The sequence below is a fragment of the Paraburkholderia sp. BL21I4N1 genome (genome assembly GCF_002973525.1).
Classification (GTDB): Bacteria; Pseudomonadota; Gammaproteobacteria; order Burkholderiales; family Burkholderiaceae; genus Paraburkholderia.
Genome location: NZ_PVEN01000016.1, coordinates 140,390 through 162,595, shown reverse-complemented (window position 1 = coordinate 162,595; position 22,206 = coordinate 140,390). Strand labels below are relative to the sequence as shown.

Sequence of the window (22,206 nt, the reverse complement as noted above, 5' to 3'; positions counted from 1 at the left end):
CTCCGCTGGAGGCGCCCGCTGAAAGGCGTTCAAGAAGTTTGATACTCACCCGCGAGGCGAGCGGCCCGCGCGCGCGGACACGCGCGAAACATCCGGCAGGGAGGCCGGAAACGGCGAAAAGTATATCAACGTTTGTGAGATGCCGCAGTTTCGCGGGGAATAAGGGGCCGGAAGATGAACCGGTTCGACGGTAATTTATGCCGTGGATTTGTGCGGCGCACACTTCCACACGCTAAGTCGCACGGGCAAAAAACCGCGCCGCGCCGCTTAGTTAAACGCGATCGAGCGGTTGCGCCCTTGCCGTTTCGCGCTATACAGCGCGGCATCGGCTTCGTTGATCAGCACGTCGTACGCCGGCACGCCGGTGCGTGCCGCCGCGCCGCCGACGCTCGCCGTCACCGGCACGCCCACGCCCTGCACTTCGACCGGCGTGTCGGCGATCGTGCAGCGGATCTTTTCCGCGACGCGCATGGCGTCTTCGAGCGGTGTGCAAGGCAGCAGCAACGCGAATTCCTCGCCGCCGAAGCGCCCGAAGGTATCCTGCGCGCGAACCACGCCGGCCACCCGCTGCGCCATCACGCGCAGCACCGTATCGCCGACGCCATGGCCGAACTGGTCGTTGATTTTCTTGAAGTGATCGAGATCGAACAGCAGCACGGACATGTCGCCGCCGTAGCGCTGCCAGCGCGTGAATTCGTCGCGCAGACGCGCTTCGAAATAACGGCGATTGGCGATGCCCGTCAGACCGTCGCGGTCCGCGTACTCCTGCAGCTTGGCGACCGCGTCCTCGCGTTCACGCTGCACGATGCTGACGTGCGTGACGTCCGAGATCGTCACGCACACGGCCACCACTTCACGATCGCGCATTAGCGGCATGAACGTGCAGTCCTGCTGCATGAAATCGACGCCGCCGGTGATCGGCCGGTCGTGATCGAACTTGAACAGATAGGGACGCTGCTCCCACGAACTGAACGCGAAACTGCCGAGTTGAAACACGCTTTCGATCTTGCGCGACAGCCAGACGCGCGGCAGTTCGGGGAAATGCGTGTACAGCGACTGGCCGACCACCTGCTCGGCCGTCAAACCACTGTGGTCCTGCATGAAGCGGTTCCACATGAGGACGTTCATATCGCGATCGAGCACGAAGATGCCGAAACCGACACGTTCGACAACCAGATCGCTCAACGACTCCACAGGCACATTCATAGACTGGACAACAGCTCGTCGAGCGCTCCGTTCATGTGACGGATCGACTCTTCCGCCATCAACATCACCAGATGGGCGCGGAAGCTCTGGTCTTCCAGCGCGAAATTGACTTCGACCAGCAGGGCGACGCCCCATTGCAGCACGCCGGGCTGGAATACTTCGTCGAGCGTCATCGCTTCGCCGAGCAGGCCGGGCGCCGAGAACACCGGCGTGCGGCCGAGTTGGTCGAGAATGCACGACACGCACGCGCCCGTCAGCACGTTGGCGACGTCGAACACCAGCTCGCGCTGGCTGACCGCCTCGTAGGCCGAGCGCGAGTACGGATCGCTGACGAGCGAACACAGTTGATCGACGCTATCGCTGCGGCAGATCACCAGCGCCTCGCCCTTGATATCGGAGCGGAAGCCCTGACGCACCGCGCTGACCTTGTCTTCGATGCCGGTCATCTCGCGCAGCGCCTGCGCTGCCTCGCTCACCGCCACCACCCTCACGCGCGGCACCGACAATTCGATGAACGCATCGAGCAGCCGCGCCAGACGCGTCGCGGCTTGGCCCATCGCCAGATTGGCGACCTCTTGCAGCGCGTCGCGCTGATCTTCGGTGAGGACTGGCTCAGACATACAACCCGTACTCCTTGAGGATGGGAAGTACCGCCTGGGGCGTCACGGGCTTGGCGATGAAGGCGGCGGCACCGAGCGCGCGCACGCGCGACTGGGCCATCGGCTGGACATCGGCGGAGACGACGATCACGAAGGTGTTGAGATCCTCATGCTGCAAAGCTTCGAGCACCTGGTAGCCGGTCATGTCCGGCATCGTCAGATCGAGGAACATCACCGACGCTTTGCCTTCGCGATACAGACCGAGCGCTTCGCGCCCGTTCGTAGCGTAGGACACATCGACATCCCAGTCCGGCGGCAATGCCTTGGTGAGCACCTTGCGGGCAAGCAGCGAATCGTCGGCGATCACAATAGGCAAAGGCATGGGCGGGTCGGAAAGCGAAATAAGCTCTTGCGCGTTAACGGCGTTTACAGGCGAATTCTTTAGCGCGTGGTCTGTCGACCAACCGCCAAATGCGCTGAAGCGTAGGGGAAAGCGGCTGACGAGCGAGCGGGGAGCACGCGCGGCGCGGTGCGTATGGCGGAACCCGTAGGCGGGCATGAATGCGTGCTCGCACGGTGAACGACGGCTATGACCGGCATGTTCGAAGCCTACCCCGTAGATGAATCTGCGCGGCCTCGTGGATCGGGCTGGTCCCTTGCCGCGCGCGTGTTTCCGCGAACGCCTTCGGCGTGCGTGGTACGCACGGTCTGGCAGCCCTCGCGGCAGATGCTTCCGAACATGGCGGACGCATTTTTTATCGTGGCGTCGATTCTCGAAGTAAATCAGCGGAAAGGCAACTCGCCAATTCCACGTTCATTAAAGAGATTTTCCCCATAAGTACTATTTCTGAAAATATTTTGATAGATATAGAAAGCTATCTTTGATATTTATGCTTTTGTGTACGTTTGCGCTTGCCGATTCGTCGCTGTTTCAAAAAGCAGACGAATAACGCGATGGACCGCGCACAGCGACTTCACCAAGGTAACTTCTACCGTGGCGGTGTGTCTATGCTTCTCGTATGACGTCTTCAACGAACCCTTTTCGTTCCGCGCGAAGCTAGCATTAACACCATGACACCCGACCGCTTCGACCCGCCACCCGCGAACCACTTTGCGGCCAGCCGCCAGAATGAGGCGATGTTTCCAGCCGTGCCGGAACAGAATTTCCACGTGCGGCGCATGACGCTGATCGCGCTGCTGATCGCCGCGATCGTGCTGCCGAGCGTCTACGTCGCGATCATGGCGTTGAGCGATTGGCGCACGCGCGTCGCCGACGCCACCGACCTGACGCTGCGCACCGTGCGGGTGGCCGACGAACACGCGCTGAAAGTCTTCGACATGAACGAGACGCTCGACGCGCGCGTCGTCGATCTGACCGAAGGTCTCGACGACGACGGCATTCGCGCCCGCGAAGCTTCCATTCACGACAAGCTGCGCACCATGGGCGGCGGTTATCCGCAGGTGGCGGCGGTGTCGATCTTTGGCCGCGAAGGCAGTCTGCTGGCCACCAGCCGTTTCTATCCGGCGCCGGCTATTTCGATCGGCGAGCGCGACGATTTCGTGGGCATTCGCGGCGGCAAGGATCTCGATCACGTGTCGAAAGTGATGACAGGGCATGTGGCCGGCGAGCAGGTGTTCAACACCGGCATCCCGCGGCGCGACGCCGACGGCGCGTTTGCCGGCGTGGTCTCGGTCGCGTTGCGGCCCAGCTATTTCGACGCGTTCTATCGCGAACTGCTCGGCGGCAACGACATCACGCCAATCACGATGAGCCTGGTACGCACGGACGGCGCGATCCTCGCGCGCTATCCCCGCAACCTGCAAAATCCGCGCGAGCCGGCGGCGGTGGCGCCGCACTCGCCGTTCGCCGAAGCGTTGGCGCAGGGCCGGCGGGCGGGTGTCGTGACCATGCGCTCCGACCTCGACGGCGACGACATGATCGTCGCGTTCCGGCGGGTCGGCTCGTATCCGGTGTATGTGTCGTGCGGCTACCGCACCTCGGCGATCTGGGCCGCGTGGTATCGGCATCTGAGCGTGCTGATTCTGTCGATCTTCACGCCGTCCATCGCGTTGTGGTGCGTGATCTGGCTGTCGCTGCGCCGGCTCGGCGCCGAAGAGGAAGCGTGGGAGCGCTGGCAGGCCGAAGCGTCGATGCGCCGCTCGATCGAATCCGCGTATCGCCAGTCGCGCAAGATGGAGGCGCTCGGCACGCTGGTCGGTAGCGTCGCGCATGATTTCAACAATCTGCTGATGATCCTGTCGTCCAACGTGCAGATCGCGCGACGACGTGGCACACCGGGCCTCGATCGCGAATTGTCGGCCATGGAACGCGCGCTCAAAAGCGGCCAGTCGCTGACGCGGCAATTGCTCGGGGTGGCGCGCAAACAGCCGTTGCGCAATGAAACGTTGTCGCTTGAGCGCTGGCTGCCGGCGTGCCGCGAGCTGCTGCGCGCGTCGCTCGGCGCGAAGGTGTCGCTGGTGATCGACATCGGCGTGGAGGTCTGGCCGATGCACGTCGACGTCGCCGAGCTCGAACTCGCGCTGATCAACGTCGCCGTCAACGCGCGCGATGCGATGCCGAACGGCGGCCGTTTCACCGTGCGGGCCGCGAATATTTGTTTTCGTCGCGACGACGGCTTTCCGCTGAGCGGCGAATTCGTGCAACTGGCACTGGAAGATACCGGCGTCGGCATGGCGCCCGACGTGCTCGCGCGGGCCTTCGAACCGCTCTACACGACCAAGTCGCAGGGCATGGGCACAGGCCTCGGGCTGCCGCAGGTGTTTGCGTTCTGCGAACGCTCCGGCGGACTGGCCGCGATCGACAGCGCGGTCGGCGCGGGCACGTCGGTGCGCCTGTATCTACCGCGCGCCACCGACGAACCCGCCGCCGACGCCCCGGTTGAAACGAGCGCCGACGAGAGCGGCGCGCCGCAAGGCCTGCGCATTCTGCTGGTCGAGGACAACGAGGAAGTGGCCGCCGGCACTGAAGCGCTGCTGCAGATGATGGGCCACCAGATCACCTGCGTGTTCAATGCCGATACCGCGCTGCGCCTGTTCGACGACGCTCATGCGCGGCGCGCCCGCACCGGCGAGCCGCTGCCGTTCGATCTGGTGCTGTCGGACATCCACATGCCGGGGAAGATGAACGGTATCGATCTGGCCGAGGCGGTGCTGGCCTTCGACACGCAATTGCCGGTGATACTGGTGACCGGCTACGCGGAAGAGCTCGACCGCGCGCGGCACGTGGACGTGCGGGTGCTTTCCAAACCGTTCGATATCGGCCTGTTGGAGCAATTGCTCCGAGCGATCCAGCACGATTTGACACAGACGGGGACGGATCCGGCGGCGCAATCCGCGGATTGAGGGGATTGCCGCGAGCGGCAGCGGGTTGACAGCGAGTCCAGGGGCGCGGGCGAATCGTTGTTGTCGACCCCGGCACGATCGTTGCTGAATCTGACGGATGGAGGGCGCGCGTACTGCGTCGCCGTCGATTCATTCAATACGTCGGGAGACAGCCATGCAACACACCGTGATTGGTTTATTCGACACTTATTCTCAAGCGGAAGGCGCCCGCGACACGCTTGTCCAGACCGGCTTTGCACGCGAAACGATCGAGTTGCAGGCCAGTCCTGAACCGTCCGTCGGCTCGGCCACCGACGAAGTCGCCAGCACGGGCGTGCTGGCGAATATCGAGCGCTTTCTGTCGAGCCTGTTCGCTACAGGCTCACGCGCGCCCGACACGGCGCGTTATGCCGAAGCCGTACGGCGCGGCGCGGTGCTGGTGTGCGTCAACGCTGCAAGCGAAGCGCATGCGGATCTGGCGCGCGAAACTTTGACGCGGCTCGGCGCGGTCGACATCGGCGAACGGGTGCCGGACTGGAATGAAGACGCAGCGCCGGGACGCGAGCATTCGGTGCTCGACGAGCTTGGCATTGGAACGGTCAGATCCGGGACGCCGCGTTCGTCGAGCGTGGCCGCTTCGGGGGTAGTGGGGACTGGCGCACCGGCATCCGAGGTGCCCAGTCCGAGCGAGACCATGGCCGACACGATCTATCCCATGCCGCCGGGCAACATCGACGCCGAGCCGTTCGTGCCGCCGCCGCTCAACGAGCGGCCCGTGCTGGATCCGGTCAACGAACCGGTGACGGATCCGCTGGTCGGCGATGCGGGGCGCAGCGCGATCGCCGCCGGTTCGATCGGCGGATCCGGCGCGATCATGCAGCCGTCGGAAGTGGTGCCCGAAAGCGTGCCGCCGACCTCGGGGCTAGGCGCCCAGATTCCGAACGAATACCTGGAGTACGAAGAAGACTTCCGCTCGCACTACGACGAGCAATACGCGGCGGAAAATTCGCGTTACGAGGACTATGTGCCGGCGTATCGCTACGGCGCGGAAATCGGTCAGGATTCGCGCTATCGCGACTTGCCTTGGGATGACGTCGAACCGGAAGTACGGCGCCAGTGGGAAACGACCGCGCCGGATAGCGCATGGGAACGCTTCAAGCTCGCCGTACGTCACGGCTGGGAACGGGTGACGGGGCACCATCACGTGTAAGGTTGTGCGGCGGCGGGTCGTGAATTCATGGCGGATGCCGCCGCCGCGCCGTATCGCTGCTGCGCATTCGCGCGATGCAATCTCGCCTCGCGGCCTCGCTGTCCTGCCGCGAGGCCTATCGTGCGACCGCGAAGAACTAGTGAGCCGTCGTCAGTCTGTCACGCCGTCTGACGCTTAACCCACGCGACATATCGGTCAACGAACGTCTGCAAGAACTTGCGCGTGCCGTCGCTCACGATCTCGCCTTTTTCGTTGATCACCGTCAGGTCGTGTTTGATAAACACTTCGGGCTGGCCCAACGTGGCGACATCCAGATACGCCAGCACGTTACGCAGATGCTGCTGCGCCAACGCCGCGCCAGTCGCGCCGACCGATGTGCCGATCACCGCGCCGGGTTTGTTGCCCCACGAGTTCGTGCCCCACGGACGCGAACCCCAGTCGAGCGCATTCTTCAACACGCCCGGGATCGAGCGGTTGTATTCGGGGGTGACGAACAGCAGGCCGTCGGCCGCTTCGATACGCTGCTTCAGTTGCTTACCGGCTTCGGGGTAATCGGCATCGTAGTCCTGGCTGTAGAGCGGCAACGAGCCGATGTCGATGAACTCGAACGTGAAGTCTGACGGCGCAAGCGAAATCACGGCTTGCGCGAGGTGGCGGTTGAACGACTCGCGACGCAAGCTACCGACGACGACTGCGATGTGATAAGCCATGGTTCGTTTCCTCGAATGTGATGCGCGGACGCGCAAGGGGATAACGCATGTTCATCATAGGCAAAAGCCGCACGGGGAGCCACGGCAGACGCGGCGGCGACTGTCGGCGACGTGTCGCCGGTCGGGCGGTCGACGGTGAGGTACGACCACCCGGTGGATAACTTTATTGTCGCAAAAAGTTATCCACAGATTCACTGAATAACCTTGTGGATAACTGGTACTTTTGCCTTGTCAATCAAGCATGCTTTCGGCCTAGGACGATTTGAGGCAAATCGCAGCAGTGGCATGGGCCGACACCCGGATCATCTGCCGCCGAAACGAAAAAAGGACGCCGATAAGAGCGTCCTTTTGCGTCGAAGAGCTTTCCTGCTAACTACCAGCGCCGAACAAACGAATCGATCGGCGGGAAGCCCGTTCGCCGTTCGGCTTAGTTACCGAAAAACACGTTGCAGTACGAGGCCGGGCCGTTGCATTGCGCTGGTGCGGCTGCGTGCGCGGCGCCGGACGCGGCCGCAAACAGGGCGACGGAAGCAATCAGGGCGGACAGAATGCGTTTCATGGTGCTACTCCTCTTCAGCGTTTAGTTCGCGATCAGGGCGATCGATGGACTGGAGGATAGCGATTCAGTGTCCGCGTAAAAATATCAAAGTCGCAAAGACATCTTTTCGAAAAATGAAACAATTCGAATTGGCATGCGTGGTGGGTCGATTGCTATGGTGCAAGGCAGGTTCTAGGCTGCGAGGTAACGGACCGCAGCGCTTGCACACGAGATTGATTTCAATTTTCGCAACAATCTTTTTCTTGTCATAACCCCCTGCCGTGGCCCGACTAAGGTCATCTGTTTATCGTGCGTCGGCGGGGCATATGTTCAATACCGATTCGATTGCGCTGGGGCTTAGAGCACAATGGCGCTCGTCTCCCCACGTTGCGCAGAACATCCCCCTCTATGAACCACAAGCACGCAAGAGAAAGCACGCGGCAGCCGCGAGCCAGGCGACGGAGCATGCCATGGCGCAAGTAAGCGGGCCGGCGCTCGACGATCCCGTTTATCTGACGCAACTGCGACGCGACCTGGTGCGCTTCGCCCGTTTGCAACTGCGCGATGCCGCAGCCGCCGAAGATGCCGTCCAGGAAGCACTCGCGGCGGCGTGGACGCAAGCCGATCGCTTCGCGGCGCAGTCGGAGCACAAGACCTGGGTGTTCGGCATCCTGCGGCACAAGCTCATCGATACGCTGCGCGCCCGGCAACGAACCATCAACCTGTCGGCGCTGGAATCCGAACTCGACGGCGAAGCATTGCTCGATCGCGAACTGTTCAAGGACAACGGCCACTGGTCGCGCGAAACCAAACCGCGTCCATGGCCGACGCCGGAAACCGCGCTGCGTCAGCAACAGTTCTGGACGTTGTTCGAAATGTGCCTGGAACACCTGCCGGAACAGATCGGACGCGTGTTCATGATGCGTGAATTTCTCGATCTCGAGACCGAGGCAATTTGCACCGAACTGAACATGACCGCCAATCATTGCAGTGTGCTGATTTACCGCGCGCGCTTGCGCCTGCGCACTTGCCTGAGCGAAAAAGGCCTATCCAGCGAGGATGCGAATGGGGAAGTGTAAAAACATCACGCGTTTGCTGTCGGACGCGCTGGATCGCCGGTTGACGACCGGCGAATGGGTCGCGATCCGGCTGCATCTGCCGACCTGCAGCGGCTGCCGCAACTACCGCAAACAGATCCGTTTGCTGCGCTTGGCCGCGCGTTCGATGAGCGGGATTGCAACGCCGGGCGCCACGAGCGGGGACGACTGACGCGCGGCGTCGTGCTGTAGCCGCGCGTTCACCCTTTATCGCTCAGTGGGCGGTGTGTTTCGATAACGCTCGAAATAGTTAGCGTGCGCCGCCTCGTCGATCGAGATGGGACACGGTTCGATACGCGCGGGATGTTTCTGGAGCTGCGCCCGCGTACGTATCGGCCGATGCTGGAAATTGCCGCCGCAATTCGGACATACGTTACGCAGCGTGCTGAGCGCGCAGACCTCGCAAAACGTGCATTCGTAAGTGCATATCATCGCGTCGGTCGCGTTCGGCGGCAGTGACTTGCCGCATCCTTCACAGGAAGGTCTTAGTTCAAGCATGGTGGCTCCGCGTCGAAAGGGGAGCGAGGTGGCGTGCACCTCGCTTCGCCACGCAGTGTAAGCGGCCTTCTCACGCAGAAATCGACAGCCCGGCCGCAATTCCCGCCAATCGCGCGACGCCTATTGTGTCGTCACGTCAGCACACCCCACAGCACGAGCGTGAGCGCAAGGCCGACCACGGAGACGATCGTTTGCAAGACCGACCAGACGAGCACTGTCTGCTTCAATTGCAAGCCGAAATACTCGCGCACCATCCAGAAGCCGGCGTCGTTCACGTGGCAGAAGAACACCGAGCCTGCGCCGATAGCGAGCGCCATCAGCGAATTGTGCGTCGCGCTAAGACCCGCGACGACCGGCGCCACGATCCCCGCGGTCGTCGTGGTGGCGACCGTGGCCGAACCTGTCGCCTGACGCAGCGCCACTGCGATGAGCCAGGCCAGCAAAATCAGCGGCATGTGCGCGCCGACCGCGATCTTGCCGATCGTCGTGCTGATGCCAGCAACGACGAGCGCCTGCTTGAGGCCGCCGCCGGCGCCGATGGTCAGCAACAGCGCGGCGATCGGCGGCAAGCTTTTGCGCAGAATGCCGCCGACGCGGTCGCGCGCCATGCCACGCGACCAGCCCAACGCGACCACCGCGAACAGCACGGTGAGGCCGAGCGCGATCAACGGCTCGCCCAGGAAATTCAGCGCGTCGAACAGGAACGTCTCGGGGTGAAGCAGCAGTTTCGCGACCGTGCGGCCCAACATCAGCACGACGGGCAACAGGATCGTGATCAGCGAGATTGCGAATCCCGGCGGCTCGGCGGTGTCTTGTTGCGCGGTGAAGAGCTTGCCCATTTCCTCGGGCTCGACAACATGCATCCGCTTCGACAGCCAGATACCGTAGAGCGGGCCCGCGAGAATCACGGCCGGAATCGCGACAATCAGGCCGAGGCCGAGCGTCAGACCGAGATCGGCATGCAGCGCGCTCACCGCGATCAACGGACCCGGGTGCGGCGGCAGCAATGCGTGCAGCGTGGTCATGCCGGCCAGCGCAGGAATCGCGATACGCAGGATAGGTTGTTGCGAGCGGCGCGCCATCACGAAGATGATGGGCACCATCATCACGAGGCCGACTTCGAAGAACAGCGGCAAGCCGATGATGAGCGCGACGAGCGCCATCATCCATGGCAGCGTGCGCGGCGTCGAATGTTTGAGGATGGTCGAGACGAGCCGGTCGGCCGCGCCCGATTCGGCCATCAGCGCCCCGAGCATGGCGCCCAGCGCGATGATGATGCCGACGTCGCCGAGCAACGCCCCGGCGCCTTTGCTGAACGCACTGGCGACGGCCTCGAGCGGCAAGCCCGCGGCGAAACCCGCGGCGAACGTGCCGACCAGAATCGACAGGAACGGCGCGAGCTTTAGCACGCTGATAAAAACGATGATGAGTGCGAGCCCAAGCAGGCACGACACAATCAGTTGGGTGTCGTGGGATGACCACGGCGCGAGTGTTGTCGTCAGATGCACGGTGTCCCTTTTAATCGATTGACGCATCCACGGCCGCCCGCGGATGACGGATTGTAGCGGGGCGCGACGGCTCGCCGCAGCGAGAGCGACAGATTGGTGAGTGGGGGCCGTGAAGGGCTGAGGTTGAGGCTGAGGCCGGGACACGCCGTTTTAGCGATGCGTCCTGCTGGCGTGACAGATCCGCAGGTTCAGTGATGCGCTTTCGCGGCCGGTCACGCGAAGAGTGCCGCGACATTTTCTGGCGGACGGCCAATCACCGCGCGACCATTCCGCACGACGATCGGTCGCTGCAGCAAGATGGGATGCGTGGCTATGACTTCGTATAACTCGTCGTCGGTGAGCTTGGCGTCGGAGAGTTGGAGTTCTTTGTATTCGACTTCCGTGTCTCGAATCATCTCGCGGACCGGGCAGCGTAGCTGGGCGTTCAGCTGTTTGAGTTGCGCGACGGTGAGCGGCTGTTTTAGGTACTCGACAATTTTCGTTGGTTCGTTTGCAACGTTGTAAGTGCTGGTCAGCAACTCACACGCGGCGCGCGATTTGGAGCAGCGGGGGTTGTGATAGATGGTGATCATGGTTGGGTGGTTTGTTGCGGTTGATAGTTTGGTGACATGGCGCTTTTTGTGGTGGATTTTAGCGGGTTGGATTCGTAATGGTGCGCAGGTAGGGCCTAGGGCGGCCGCGTGTGGCGGTGTTTCTATTTGAGTGTCCGGGCGGGTGGTGTGCACGTCGCGGCGTCGATCTGCAGAGGTAGGCGCGGGCTGCTGTGTTCCTCGCACGCGGGTGCTCGCAAAGAGGGCGTGGGGATGTAGATAAGGCACGCGTCGTTGCGTGGCTCAGGCAACGCTGCTCTCGGTTTATGCGCATAAAGCGTTCAAAGAGGGGCGGGGTTCTTTGGACCTCAACGTGCCCGCGTCTCATGTACCTCCTCGCTGCTTAGTCGGGTGGTCGCCGCTTGCGATGGTGAACCCTCTGTACGCCGGTTGCCAACTGCATCAACCCGCAGGGGACTTTATGCGCATAAAGCGCGTGGCATGCATCTTCTCGCGCGGTCTTCTTCGGCAAAATCTTCGGTCGCGCACCACCACGACTCGGCTCAATGTTCGATCGAGCTCCCAGCTTCGCTCATCCATGTGGGCGCCTGCCCCTCGATGAAAGTTGGCACCCTCGACACCTACTCAATCACACGTATTCGCGGCCCAATTGACTCCCATAGCCCCCGTTCGGCGTAACTAATCACAGCCGTCTTGCCGCCGGACCACAGCTCTACGATTCATCCTCAAGCCCCCAATGCCGCTTTATGCGCATAAACCTATCCCGAATGGCTAACGCGTCTCTTGTTTTACCAAAAACGATTGAATTACAAATTCATCCAGGTAAAATCCATTTGCGTCTAAAAAGAGGAGGTGAAGATTGGCAGCAGAAATCATCGCGGTAACTCAGCAGAAGGGTGGGGTCGGGAAGAGCACAATCGCGATGCACCTCGGCGCTGCGTTTCATGAGAAAGGCAAACGCGTCCTCGTCGTAGACGCAGACGGTCAAAACACCCTCATCCACTGGGCCAGCGCATCATCGGACGGCGACACCGGCATACCCTTCCCGGTCGTCAACCTGTCTGAAGCTGGCAGCCAGATCCATCGCGAGATCAAGAAGTTCGTGTCTGACTACGACATCATCGTGGTCGACTGCCCGCCCTCCATCACAGAGAAAGTGTCCGGCGTCGTGCTGCTGGCAGCGAGTGTTGCGGTGATTCCCACCTCGTCGTCACCGGCGGACTACTGGTCGAGCATCGGCTTGGTGAAACTCGTTCAGCAGGCTCAAGTCATGAACGAGGACCTGCGCGCCGTCTTCCTGCTTAACAAGACCGAAGAGAAACGGATGCTCACGCGCGAACTGAAGCGCGCGCTGGAAGAACTCGGATTCCCGCTACTGAAGACCCAAATCCCGACGCGCGAAGCCTACAAGCAGGCCATGGCGTTGGGACAGACAGTCCTTCAGATGAACGATCGCGGCGCCAAACTCGCCGCCATCGAAGTAAGAGCGTGCGCCAACGAGATCGCCGCCCTGCTCCCGTGAAATTTATGCGCATAAAGGACCCTGAATGAAACCCTCCCAATTCGCCAAAGGCTTTCAAGCACGTCCTGACACGACCAGCAGCGAGAAGCGAACCGCGCTAGATCGTCTGAATGCCATCGACGGTCTGGTCAAGAACGGCCCGAAGGGCAATGAAGTGCCGAGCCGTCCAATGTCATCCGTCATGCCGCAAGGTGTCGCCGAAGTCGACATGATCGACTCCGTCGATGAATCCGCAGCCTATCGCGCGTGGCGGCTCGAACATGCTTATCGGCCGGGCCAGGTGATCGACCTCGCGCTCAAGACGATCAAACCGAGCCCGTTCAATCCGCGGCACTTCTATCTGAAGGCGTCGATTGCCGAGCTCGCCGTGAATCTGGCGAAGCAGGGACAGCAGCAGGCGATTCACGTCATTCCCGATTACGACAATCCCGGCACCTACTTCGTCAGCGATGGCGGCCGGCGTGTACGCGCGCTAAAGGAAGCAAACAAGGAATCGGTGAAGGCGATCGTCATCGATCTGCCGATCGGTATCGAGAGCTACAAGCTGGGCTATGACCTCAACGTCCAACGCGATTCCCAAACGGTGTTCGACAACGCCATCGTCTGGAAACGCTTTCTCGACGACCGCCATTTTCAAAGCCAGAAGGAGCTTGCCGAGCATCTCGGTCTGGACGAATCGACCGTCGCGGTTGCCCTGTCGATCGCCAAGTTGCCGGAGGCCGTCATGCACGAGATGGTCGCGCGCACGGACCGCTTCGGCTCGAACATGGCGTATCAGGTCGGCCGTTACCACACGGCCCGAGGCGCCGATGCGACGCTGCGTCTGATCAACAAAATCCTCTCTGACGATCTCAGCACGCGACAAGTTGCGGATATCGTCAAAGGCCGAGCAAGTGCGCAGGAAAGCACCAAGCCGGCTGGCCGGCAGCGCTACGCACAGCGCCTCGAAATCAAACTCGAAGGCGTCTCGGTCGGCGATCTCAAATCGTATGGGGACGATCGAATCGAACTGCGCCTGAAAGGGCTCACGCGTGAAAAGCGTGACGACATCCTTCGGCAGATCGAGAAAATGTTGAAGTAACGAATCAGGAAGTCACAGCGGGGAAGGGGACCAGAGTAAGCGCTAAGGCGCCAACTCTGGTCGGCAGGCGGCAATCCGTTCAGGCCGCCGTCCCGCTAAATGATTACGCCGCGCGCGATTGGCTCAGCGTGAAAGCAAGCAGGTCGCCATCGGTAGGCTCACCCCAGGTCTTGCGAGCCAGCCAATCGAAGAATGCCGTCTCGACAATCTTCGAATCCAGCCCGCGGCGACGCCAGTCGTCGCGCATGTGAGTGCCCAGACCCGGCAATTCATCTTCTTCAAACGACTGCCGCGCGATATCCCGCTCCGACTCGCCTTGCTCGTTGTACAACTCGTACGCTTCCTTGCGACGATGCGCCGAATATTCGCCGAGCAGACGGGCCTTGAGATCGTCGGCCGGTGCCGCCACCGCCGCCTTGCCGCCGGAACCGGAGGGCAGCGCTTCGACCGGCGGCGCATAGCCTTTCTTCAACGCGTCCTTGAACAGCGCCGGCGCACTGCGCACAGCCGGCAACGACGTGCTGCGCATGCGTTGCTCCGTCATTTGCAGCGCAGCGCGAATCCGGTTTTCCTCGCTGTCGGCATATAGCGTCTGCGCTTCTTTCAGCGGAATTCCGATCTTCACCATCCGGTCGACCAAGGTGCTGTCGAACACGTTCGGATGTTCGTCGAGCGCGAGCATGGGTTGCTTGCGCTCGGTCACACGAAACTGGATTTCGGCAACGCGCCGTCCTTCACGGTGTTCGATCAATTCGACGAAGATGTTCGTGACGGCGTTGACCTCGGCAATCGCCGGGCGCAAATAATCGCGCTTGAAGTACTTGTACTCGCGCTTCGCTTCGTCACCCGCTTCCGTGTCCGGCGTACCGGACAGGATAGGGCGCCACCATTCCCAGGTCTCGCGCATGGTCAGATGACTCGGGTTGGTCAGATAGCGCACGCAAATCTCATAGAGCGCCAAGCCCGCGCTACTGCGCAACTGGCTCTGAAACTGCAAACTCAGCCGCGCATACTGCACTGGATCGAGCAGCTTCTTCTTGATCTTCGGCGCGAAGGAAAACTCAACCCAGACGCGACGCGTGGTTGGATCTTCAAGAATTTCCGCGTCGGCGATCAGCGTGGAGATCCCCCACTTGCGCCCCGGCTTCTGGCTAGACGTGCCGGTACTCCATTCGACCTGCACCGACACCATGCGCCGCAGATGTTCTTTGACGAGTGCCGTATCGTTGGAATCGAATGCCGAATTGGCGACGATGTCGGACAGCAACGCCCGATACGTGTCGCCTGACTCGTCCGCCTGCTGAGCGACAGCGAGCAGTACGTTGAACAGCTTGCGGGTAAGGAGGGTGATTTTGCCGCTTTTGGGCTGAATCGCGATCGCCTCGACGGCTTTACGCAACTCGGCCGAGCTCGGGCTGACTACATCGGTCTTCTTCGCGCGCTTCGTGGCCATGCGTCTGGTCGAGGAGGGATTTGGCGAGAGCATACCGACTGTGGTGATACGCGTCTATAGCGTGCGTCTCACCGTTCCGGGTGAAGTGAGTTTACGACGCACGACTCACCTCGAGCGTCTCCCGAAAATCCTCACCTCAGCCGTCTGGCGCCAGGTTGAGGCTGTCCTTGCAGGTCGCGGTCCCGGCAAATTCAGACCTTTTCCAACATCAGCGCGAACAGTGGCGACCTGATCCCGAATCTCCTCACCTTAAAAAATTTTCGGAATTTTGACCGCTTGCACGGTGAACAGAACCAGGTGCACAAAGACACCGATCCACCTCGCGAGAGCACCCACCTCGACAGAGACCATCAGCTCAAGCGGGGGAGGGCAGGCCGCAAGCATTAACCACGTGTGTCAGGGGCCTCACATCCGCTGCCGCCAACAGCTCCCGGCAGGCCGCTCGCCGGGAGCGCTCAACACGCTCAAATCGGGCCGGAGACGGTACCACCGTGAACCAGCGCTGCGTTGCTGTCAGCCCGCGGCAGAAGATGCCGCTGCGCAACGGTCGTCGAAAGCGGCTATCCGAGCCATCCCTTGCTCATACGCCGGCGCCGAACCAACGAACGCCCCCGAAAAATCTCACCTTAACCACGTCACAACCCTCGGAACGACACGGCCTTCAGCGAAGCGGAGCGTAAGAATCACGAGAAAACTCTCCTGAAAACCCTCACCGTTGAGCCCTCAGGGCAGCGAAAGTCTCATCAAAAAAACCCTCCCGAAAAACCTCACCTTTACAAACCAACCTAAAATTAATCAATAAATTCAACATGTTAATCAATCATCCTCATCAAGCTACTTCTCATCAATTCCCGTAAATTCTCACCTTAACCGGCTTTCTCGCCGGAACCACCCACTCTAAATCCCAACCACAAGGGTCCCGAAAAGCCTCACCCTAGAAATTCAGCAGACGAAATACCCAGCCCGCTCCATCTACGTGGGTAGGGCATTTCCGAGCCATTCGAGTCGTTTTGATCCTGTATTTCCTCACCTTAGCGATCCAAAACACCTCAATGGACTCCCGAAAAACCTCACCTTTGGCAAATTCAGGCAGTTTGACGTCTTGCCGATTGCCCCGATTCGCGCCTCCCGAATTACCTCACCTTTGCCGGACGCGGCACCGATCACCCGGCCGAACTCGCCGCCAGAAAACAGCCGCACGGACAGTCAGGCTCCCGCAAACCCTCACCTTAGGCCCGCAATGCACAAAAATTTGGCAAAAATGGCACCTCGGCCCCGTAAAATCTCACCTTCGGTTCGCGTTTTCTCCCGTCTTGACTCACCAAAGGGGTTAACGCCGCCTGAATACCGACAAAAAGCCGCCTGCAAGAAGGTCCTGAAAGCGCTCACCTTCAGGCCGGCCGGCCTTTGAGGCCTCGATCGAGCACTGCCGGGCGATGCGAGACGAACAGGTCCCGCAAAACCTCACCTTTGAGCAAACCCAGCTTTTGGGCTGTCTCCCGAACCCGCTCACGTTCTGTCCCGGACCTGCTCACCAAGGCCCCCGAACTCCATCACTGAACCCTCCCGCAAGACCTCACCACCTCTCCCGCAAAGCTTCACCTTCGTGCTCTGAAACCCTTGCCAGGTATAGGTTTGCCGTGGCGTTAACGTTTTTAACATGGGTTCAAAGGTGTTTACTTTTATTACTCTCTAGAATCTCCACCCCGTGCGTCCTTCGGACAACGCCTCCCAACTACCCCGCCGTCATCACACGGTCGTGAAACAGTGCGCGATCGCTGAGAAAACCGCAAAACCTCTTTTTTTACAAAGACTTGTCGGCTCTTCTTCGTTTTGTTTCACGGAAAAAACGGCTGCATCGCATTTCTGCGATGTACGACAAGCGGTAAACCACACCGATTTGGCAAAGTCAGCTCCGCAGCCATAAATACGTAGCAAACATTACGTAAATTGTTATGATTCATGCAATTCGAGCAACATCGAGGTCACCATGAATCTGGATCAGGTACGGCAAACCATTCGCGACGAACTCGACTCCATGCGAGCCAGCGGCGCTCGCCGGCAAGAGCTCTCGCTCCACGCGTGCAAGCGATTGTTTTTTGATCTGGGTATCCGTCCGTCCATGGCGGGGGTTCGCGACCTGACGCAAACCGGCAGCGCAAGCGATATCCCAAAAGACATCGACCACTTCTGGGAACGCATCCGAAACGTGTCGCGTGTGAAAGTGGGCGCCGGTGCGATTCCGAAAGCGTTGGAAGATCGCGCCGGCGAATTGCTAGGCGCTCTTTTTGAAGAAGCGGTCGCTCACGCCAGAACGGCACTAGACGACGAACGCGCCGAAATCCGTATGCAGATCGCCGATGCAGACCAGCGTGCTAGAGATGCCGACATTCGCGTGGATGCCTCAGAGGACGCCATCAAGCGCAGCGAATTGCGCGCCGAAGCGGCATGGGACAAGGTTCGCGAACTCGAAACCTTGTTATCCAGTGCGACTACGCACGGCAATGCTCACCAAGAAGGCCTGCAAGCAACGGTTCGACGGCTCGAACAAGAAAGCGAGGCGCTTCGTCAGCGGCTCGACAACGAATTTACAACCAATGCGATGCTTCGCGACCGGATCGACGCTTTGCACGTCGAATTACGGCAAAGCACCGAGCACTATGCGCAACAGATCAAAGACGCTATCGCCGAAGCCGAGCGGCGTGTGAAGCCGATGCTGGTCGAACTGGATTCTCTTCGCACCATGGCAGCGACCTATCAGGCGGGCGTACGCGACGCCAGTCGCAAGGAATTCGAGTTTATTCAGCAAATCGCCGCGGCCAAGGCGCGCGGCGATCGGCTCGATGCGCAACTGCGTGAGCAATCAGACGACGTCGATGCGCTGACAAAAGAAGTCGCCGTGCTGCGCGGTCAGCAAGGCCTCGACACCACAATCGCCGGTCTGCTTTGTTCGCTGGTCGAAGCCGGGCGCCTCAGCGGCGAAGAGTTGCGAACGATCGGTACTGCAGCGGACGGTCACGTCGCACTGCCCTTACGATGCCCAAAATGCGAGGAAGGTGAGCCGGAGTTGTCCCAGGTCGATCACCGCTTCGAACTGCAATGTCCTGAATGCGATCATTCCTCCGGGCTCAGCGAATCAAGGCTGGTGGCGGTTAGCCAGTTTTTGTCGAATGACCCGATCGCCGCCTCTGCGTGAGGTGTCGGCGTCCTGTCATAACGGATAAACGGCTAAAGGTGAGGAAATTCGGGACGCGAGAGGTGAGGATTTTCAGGGCTCGTTTCCTCCCCTTCTCCTCGTTAAACGCCCGTCACGCCTAGGTTCAGGCAAGGACTGCGCCGCCGGATCTGGTTCGTCGACGGCGATTAAATCCTGCTGATCCGCCCACGTTTGCCATGCGCGATACAAACGGTTTGCCGACACGGCTTGCACGAAGCCGAGCCACTGGCCGACCAGTTCGGCCTCCACCCCGCTTTCAAACAGATCCGCAGCAAAAGTGTTCCGCAAGGTTTGCGGACTGGCTCGCGACGCGCGCGACGCGGCAATGCCCGCTGCGTCGATCAACGCATCGACCGAACGCAGCATGGTGGCCTTGTGCATCGGCCGCCCGGAAGGCGACGCGGGAAAAACCAGATTGCCGGCCAATTCCGACAGACGCCGCTCGGCGAGCCATGCGTCGAGTAAGGCGGTGGCGAAGGGCGCAAGCCGGGTGCGCCGCATCAGCATCGGGTTGGCGGACTCGATCGTGACCCAGGGTGATCCGACATTCACGCAACTAACCGAAAGTGCACCCGCTTCGCCAGTCTTCAGTCCACCGCCAAGAAACACGGCAATCAGCGCGCGATCGCGCCGTTCTCGCCAACGCTGCGCTGCGGACAGATCCGGCAACGGCGAAAACAGATGCGCAATCAGGGCGGTGCGTTCGGCATGGTTGAGGAAACCGGTGGGTTCGTTGTCGCGTGCGTTTCGCCAGGCCGCTTCGCCATCCTGAGCAATGAAGCGCGCGGGATTGGTCGATGCGGATTCGATTTCGCGCACATGATCCAGCACGCGCTCGATCAAGCGTAAATAGCGGACACGCTGCGGTTTACGAATCTCAAGACCGCCGACGAATTCAGCGATGGCGTGCGTATCCACCGTAACGAGACTCTTCTGACGTGCGGCCAGCCAGTCGAGAAAGAGTCCCCATTGCGCCTGGTAAACTTCAGCGGACGAGCGCCGGAAGTGTTGATTGGCGAGCCAAGCGTCGAATGCGATTTGGGGATCGCGACGCCAGTCTTCGCGTTGCTGGTCGAATAAATCGGTTGATGGCGCGGGCCGTGGAACCGGGTCGGACAGATGGGGAGGTGACATCAGGTATCTTTCCGTTAGTTGCACACATTGTAGGTGGCAACCCGCGAAAAATCAGCCCCGCGTCAGTCGCCCCAAGCTCGCGCGCGTTTCTGCGGCGTATCTTGCGCAACAGGTTGCGCGGCGCGCCGAGCCGCTTCCTCGTAGGCGCAGACGGCGAATGCGAACACCGCGGGCAAGGCGGTCGAGGTACCGAAGTCCACGCCTTCGTCTGTTTCGGGATAAGGGAGATCGGACGGACGCTGAAACAGCCCGAGCATGATCGCGTCGTGCCGGCTGGCAAACCCGAGGTCGGCCAGCGCCTCTGCCTCGATGGCATGCAGCAGCCGCCATGTGAGCGGCACCTCCTGGACGATGTAGCGCGCGGCGATATTGCGCACGATGCGTTCTAGATCGCGCGCCGCGGTTTGATAGCGCAGCGCGGCCAGAGCGTGGTCGGCATGCTCGGTTGTCAGGTCGTTCATTGTCGGCTCCAGTCGATATCCAATACTGTACAAACATACAGTGTTTGGCGCAACCTCATCCGACTAACGGCGAGCCGAAGCTTCAGCCGTGAATCACCACCAGCAGGGCTTTTGCCTCGCCCTTACCCGCGTTGCGAATCGCGTGCGGTTCGTCGGCGACATAACGCGCGGTGTCCGCGGTCTTGAGCCGTTTCGTCGTACCGGCGGCCTCGATTTCAATCGATCCATGCAGCACGGTCAGGTGTTCGCGCGTGCCGGGTTCGTGCGCATTCGACACCAGCGCCCCACCCGCTTGCAACGTCAACTCATACCACTCGAACTTGCCGGCCAGCTCAATCGGCCCCCAGACACGCAACTGATACTTGGCTTCGTGGCCGCTCAACGTAGGAATGTCGTGCGGACCGGAGACGGCGATCGCCTCCGGTGCTTTTTGCGGGGCGAACAGCGAGTCGAGACTGACGCCGAGCGCATTGGTCAGACGCCAGGCAACCGCGATAGTCGGATTCGCCTTGTCGCGTTCAATCTCGGATAGCATCGACTTTGACACGCCGGCCGCGCGCGACAGATCGTCGAGCGTCATGCGCCGTTCGGCGCGTAAACGCTGAATGTGTTCGCCGACACGCGGAGGCGCCGCAATCGCGGCCACCGGACCCGCGCTCGCGCCTGCAACCGGCGCCGCAGCGGCCGCTGCGCGGCGAATACCCGAACTTGCCATTTCCTGACCCATCGTTTAGAGTTGTTCGATATATCGGATTTTAGTTCGGAAAAACGAAAATATCCGCTAAAAACTGACAGCCGACTATAACAGGCCGCCTCGTGGTCGCACATGCCGAACACGCTGACACGGGCGCTCTTACCCCTTTCAGGAGTCTGGTTCATGCGTGACCAATACCTTGCCCATCTGCGCGGCACGCTGGAGCAGATCCGCGCCGACGGTTTTTACAAGAGCGAACGCGTGATCGCCAGCCCGCAGTCGGCCGACATTCGTCTGGCCAACGGTGCGGACGTGTTGAATTTCTGCGCGAACAACTATCTGGGGCTGGCGGACGACGCGCGTCTGATCGAAGCCGCCAAGCAAGGTCTGGATCACGACGGCTTCGGCATGGCGTCGGTGCGCTTCATTTGCGGCACGCAGAGCGTGCACAAGGAACTCGAGTCGGCGCTCGCCACCTTCCTGCAAACCGACGACTGCATTCTCTACTCCAGCTGTTTCGACGCAAACGGCGGTCTGTTCGAAACCCTGCTCGACGACAACGACGCGATCATTAGCGACGAACTGAACCACGCAAGCATTATCGACGGCGTGCGGCTTTCCAAGGCAAAGCGCTTTCGCTACAAGAACAATGACCTCGCCGATCTCGAAGCACGGCTGAAAGAAGCCGACGCCGCCGGCGCGCGCTTCAAACTGATCGCGACCGACGGCGTGTTCTCGATGGACGGCATCATCGCCGACCTCGCCGGCATCTGCGATCTCGCCGACCGTTATGGCGCGCTGGTCATGGTCGACGATTCGCACGCGGTGGGTTTTGTCGGCGAACATGGCCGCGGCACGCCGGAACATTGCGGGGTGCTGTCGCGCGTCGACATCATCACGGGTACGTTGGGTAAAGCACTGGGCGGTGCGTCGGGCGGCTACGTCGCGGCACGCAAGGAAATCATCGAGTTGCTGCGTCAGCGTTCGCGTCCCTATCTGTTCTCGAACACGTTGACGCCGAGCATTGCTGCCGCGTCGCTGAAAGTGCTCGAACTACTCGCGAGCGACGAAGGCGCGCAACTGCGCGCACGCGTGCGCGAAAACGGCGCGCACTTTCGCGGCAAGATGAGCGCGCTCGGTTTCACGCTCGTGCCCGGCGAACATCCCATCATCCCGGTCATGCTTGGCGACGCGCAACTCGCGTCGAAGATGGCCGATGCCTTGTTGAAGGAATGCGTCTACGTGATCGGCTTTTCGTTCCCGGTGGTGCCAAAGGGGCGCGCCCGCATTCGCACGCAAATGAGCGCGGCGCACACCACGGAGCAGATCGATCGCGCCGTGGATGCATTCGCGCGCGTCGGCCGTGAACTTGGCGTGATTTGATT

The 22,206-nt window shown here is 61.0% G+C and carries 19 protein-coding genes and 2 pseudogenes; 9 read left to right on the top strand and 12 right to left on the bottom strand.

Annotated features, from left to right (window positions below):
* Window positions 1-267: 267 nt before the first annotated feature.
* The 3 genes from B0G83_RS30265 to B0G83_RS30255 are packed head-to-tail and all read right to left on the bottom strand — an operon-like array spanning window position 268 to window position 2,187.
* Entirely contained in the window at window positions 268-1,206 is a 939-nt protein-coding gene (locus B0G83_RS30265) for a diguanylate cyclase (RefSeq protein WP_105511055.1), read from the bottom strand.
* Window positions 1,203-1,826 carry a chemotaxis protein CheC gene (locus B0G83_RS30260; RefSeq protein ID WP_035560572.1) on the bottom strand — a complete coding sequence of 208 codons (624 nt, stop codon included), beginning with the start codon at window positions 1,824-1,826 and terminating at the stop codon, window positions 1,203-1,205. The genes B0G83_RS30265 and B0G83_RS30260 overlap by 4 nt, the downstream gene beginning before the upstream one ends.
* Window positions 1,819-2,187, bottom strand: a complete 369-nt coding sequence (locus tag B0G83_RS30255; protein WP_105511054.1) for a response regulator — start codon at window positions 2,185-2,187, stop codon at window positions 1,819-1,821. The genes B0G83_RS30260 and B0G83_RS30255 overlap by 8 nt, the downstream gene beginning before the upstream one ends.
* Window positions 2,188-2,876: 689 nt before the next feature.
* Here B0G83_RS30255 and B0G83_RS30250 point away from each other — a divergent pair.
* Window positions 2,877-5,168, top strand: a complete 2,292-nt coding sequence (locus tag B0G83_RS30250) for a hybrid sensor histidine kinase/response regulator (protein WP_105511053.1) — start codon at window positions 2,877-2,879, stop codon at window positions 5,166-5,168.
* A gap of 154 nt (window positions 5,169-5,322) precedes the next feature.
* Entirely contained in the window at window positions 5,323-6,357 is a 1,035-nt protein-coding gene (locus B0G83_RS30245; protein WP_105511052.1) for a hypothetical protein, read from the top strand.
* A gap of 158 nt (window positions 6,358-6,515) precedes the next feature.
* Here the strand turns inward: B0G83_RS30245 and B0G83_RS30240 are convergent, their stop codons facing one another.
* Complete coding sequence (locus tag B0G83_RS30240) at window positions 6,516-7,067, bottom strand: NADPH-dependent FMN reductase (protein ID WP_105511051.1); 552 nt, start codon at window positions 7,065-7,067, stop codon at window positions 6,516-6,518.
* 427 nt (window positions 7,068-7,494) lie between these two features.
* Window positions 7,495-7,626 (bottom strand): hypothetical protein, encoded by a 132-nt coding sequence (locus B0G83_RS39275; RefSeq protein ID WP_257030615.1) that lies wholly within the window; start codon window positions 7,624-7,626, stop codon window positions 7,495-7,497.
* A gap of 449 nt (window positions 7,627-8,075) precedes the next feature.
* On the opposite strand from B0G83_RS39275, the gene B0G83_RS30235 reads away from it, so the two are divergent.
* Entirely contained in the window at window positions 8,076-8,684 is a 609-nt protein-coding gene (locus B0G83_RS30235; RefSeq protein ID WP_105511050.1) for an RNA polymerase factor sigma-70, read from the top strand.
* Window positions 8,671-8,874, top strand: a complete 204-nt coding sequence (locus B0G83_RS30230; protein WP_105511049.1) for a zf-HC2 domain-containing protein — start codon at window positions 8,671-8,673, stop codon at window positions 8,872-8,874. The genes B0G83_RS30235 and B0G83_RS30230 overlap by 14 nt, the downstream gene beginning before the upstream one ends.
* Before the next feature lie 35 nt (window positions 8,875-8,909).
* On the opposite strand, the gene B0G83_RS30225 is transcribed toward B0G83_RS30230, so the two are convergent.
* From B0G83_RS30225 to arsC, 3 genes are all read right to left on the bottom strand, one after another.
* Window positions 8,910-9,200 carry a DUF1272 domain-containing protein gene (locus tag B0G83_RS30225; RefSeq protein WP_105511048.1) on the bottom strand — a complete coding sequence of 97 codons (291 nt, stop codon included), beginning with the start codon at window positions 9,198-9,200 and terminating at the stop codon, window positions 8,910-8,912.
* A gap of 131 nt (window positions 9,201-9,331) precedes the next feature.
* A complete protein-coding gene (locus B0G83_RS30220) occupies window positions 9,332-10,708 on the bottom strand; it encodes a gluconate:H+ symporter (protein ID WP_105511047.1) in 1,377 nt (458 codons plus the stop codon).
* Window positions 10,709-10,920: 212 nt separating this feature from the next.
* The gene (arsC, locus tag B0G83_RS30215) at window positions 10,921-11,280 is read right to left on the bottom strand and encodes an arsenate reductase (glutaredoxin) (RefSeq protein ID WP_105511046.1); all 360 of its coding nucleotides are present in this window, start codon (window positions 11,278-11,280) and stop codon (window positions 10,921-10,923) included.
* An 838-nt stretch (window positions 11,281-12,118) separates the two neighbouring features.
* Here arsC and parA point away from each other — a divergent pair.
* From parA to B0G83_RS30205, 3 genes and pseudogenes are all read left to right on the top strand, one after another.
* Window positions 12,119-12,781 (top strand): ParA family partition ATPase, encoded by a 663-nt coding sequence (parA, locus tag B0G83_RS30210; protein ID WP_012428795.1) that lies wholly within the window; start codon window positions 12,119-12,121, stop codon window positions 12,779-12,781.
* Between the two features lie 25 nt (window positions 12,782-12,806).
* Window positions 12,807-12,918 (top strand): annotated as a pseudogene (locus B0G83_RS39615) (chromosome partitioning protein ParB); the annotation flags it as partial.
* Window positions 12,919-12,995: 77 nt separating this feature from the next.
* Window positions 12,996-13,862: pseudogene (locus B0G83_RS30205) on the top strand (ParB/RepB/Spo0J family partition protein); the annotation flags it as partial.
* A 103-nt stretch (window positions 13,863-13,965) separates the two neighbouring features.
* On the opposite strand, the gene B0G83_RS30200 reads toward B0G83_RS30205, so the two are convergent.
* On the bottom strand, window positions 13,966-15,315 hold the full coding sequence (locus B0G83_RS30200) for a replication initiation protein (protein WP_105511044.1): 1,350 nt from the start codon (window positions 15,313-15,315) through the stop codon (window positions 13,966-13,968).
* A 1,990-nt stretch (window positions 15,316-17,305) separates the two neighbouring features.
* Between B0G83_RS30200 and B0G83_RS30195 the strand changes: the two genes are divergently transcribed.
* The gene (locus B0G83_RS30195; RefSeq protein WP_105511043.1) at window positions 17,306-18,511 is read left to right on the top strand and encodes a DNA-binding protein; all 1,206 of its coding nucleotides are present in this window, start codon (window positions 17,306-17,308) and stop codon (window positions 18,509-18,511) included.
* 72 nt (window positions 18,512-18,583) lie between these two features.
* Here B0G83_RS30195 and B0G83_RS30190 read toward each other — a convergent pair whose 3' ends face one another.
* From B0G83_RS30190 to B0G83_RS30180, 3 genes are all read right to left on the bottom strand, one after another.
* Entirely contained in the window at window positions 18,584-19,666 is a 1,083-nt protein-coding gene (locus B0G83_RS30190; RefSeq protein ID WP_105511042.1) for a tyrosine-type recombinase/integrase, read from the bottom strand.
* A gap of 62 nt (window positions 19,667-19,728) precedes the next feature.
* On the bottom strand, window positions 19,729-20,127 hold the full coding sequence (locus B0G83_RS30185; protein WP_105511041.1) for a DUF2471 family protein: 399 nt from the start codon (window positions 20,125-20,127) through the stop codon (window positions 19,729-19,731).
* An 82-nt stretch (window positions 20,128-20,209) separates the two neighbouring features.
* A complete protein-coding gene (locus B0G83_RS30180; RefSeq protein ID WP_105511040.1) occupies window positions 20,210-20,854 on the bottom strand; it encodes a helix-turn-helix domain-containing protein in 645 nt (214 codons plus the stop codon).
* A 150-nt stretch (window positions 20,855-21,004) separates the two neighbouring features.
* Between B0G83_RS30180 and B0G83_RS30175 the strand changes: the two genes are divergently transcribed.
* Window positions 21,005-22,204 (top strand): glycine C-acetyltransferase, encoded by a 1,200-nt coding sequence (locus B0G83_RS30175; RefSeq protein WP_105511039.1) that lies wholly within the window; start codon window positions 21,005-21,007, stop codon window positions 22,202-22,204.
* Window positions 22,205-22,206: the final 2 nt, after the last annotated feature.

Coding starts and splice junctions, on each gene's coding strand:
- B0G83_RS30195 (WP_105511043.1), top strand. CDS start 17,306: ATGAATCTGGATCAGGTACGGCAAACCATTCGCGACGAACTCGACTCC.
- B0G83_RS30185 (WP_105511041.1), bottom strand. CDS start 20,127: ATGAACGACCTGACAACCGAGCATGCCGACCACGCTCTGGCCGCGCTG.
- B0G83_RS30180 (WP_105511040.1), bottom strand. CDS start 20,854: ATGGGTCAGGAAATGGCAAGTTCGGGTATTCGCCGCGCAGCGGCCGCT.
- B0G83_RS30255 (WP_105511054.1), bottom strand. CDS start 2,187: ATGCCTTTGCCTATTGTGATCGCCGACGATTCGCTGCTTGCCCGCAAG.
- B0G83_RS30230 (WP_105511049.1), top strand. CDS start 8,671: ATGGGGAAGTGTAAAAACATCACGCGTTTGCTGTCGGACGCGCTGGAT.
- B0G83_RS30265 (WP_105511055.1), bottom strand. CDS start 1,206: ATGAATGTGCCTGTGGAGTCGTTGAGCGATCTGGTTGTCGAACGTGTC.
- arsC (WP_105511046.1), bottom strand. CDS start 11,280: ATGATCACCATCTATCACAACCCCCGCTGCTCCAAATCGCGCGCCGCG.
- B0G83_RS30240 (WP_105511051.1), bottom strand. CDS start 7,067: ATGGCTTATCACATCGCAGTCGTCGTCGGTAGCTTGCGTCGCGAGTCG.
- B0G83_RS30190 (WP_105511042.1), bottom strand. CDS start 19,666: ATGTCACCTCCCCATCTGTCCGACCCGGTTCCACGGCCCGCGCCATCA.
- B0G83_RS39275 (WP_257030615.1), bottom strand. CDS start 7,626: ATGAAACGCATTCTGTCCGCCCTGATTGCTTCCGTCGCCCTGTTTGCG.
- B0G83_RS30225 (WP_105511048.1), bottom strand. CDS start 9,200: ATGCTTGAACTAAGACCTTCCTGTGAAGGATGCGGCAAGTCACTGCCG.
- B0G83_RS30235 (WP_105511050.1), top strand. CDS start 8,076: ATGGCGCAAGTAAGCGGGCCGGCGCTCGACGATCCCGTTTATCTGACG.
- B0G83_RS30260 (WP_035560572.1), bottom strand. CDS start 1,826: ATGTCTGAGCCAGTCCTCACCGAAGATCAGCGCGACGCGCTGCAAGAG.
- B0G83_RS30200 (WP_105511044.1), bottom strand. CDS start 15,315: ATGGCCACGAAGCGCGCGAAGAAGACCGATGTAGTCAGCCCGAGCTCG.
- B0G83_RS30250 (WP_105511053.1), top strand. CDS start 2,877: ATGACACCCGACCGCTTCGACCCGCCACCCGCGAACCACTTTGCGGCC.
- B0G83_RS30245 (WP_105511052.1), top strand. CDS start 5,323: ATGCAACACACCGTGATTGGTTTATTCGACACTTATTCTCAAGCGGAA.
- B0G83_RS30175 (WP_105511039.1), top strand. CDS start 21,005: ATGCGTGACCAATACCTTGCCCATCTGCGCGGCACGCTGGAGCAGATC.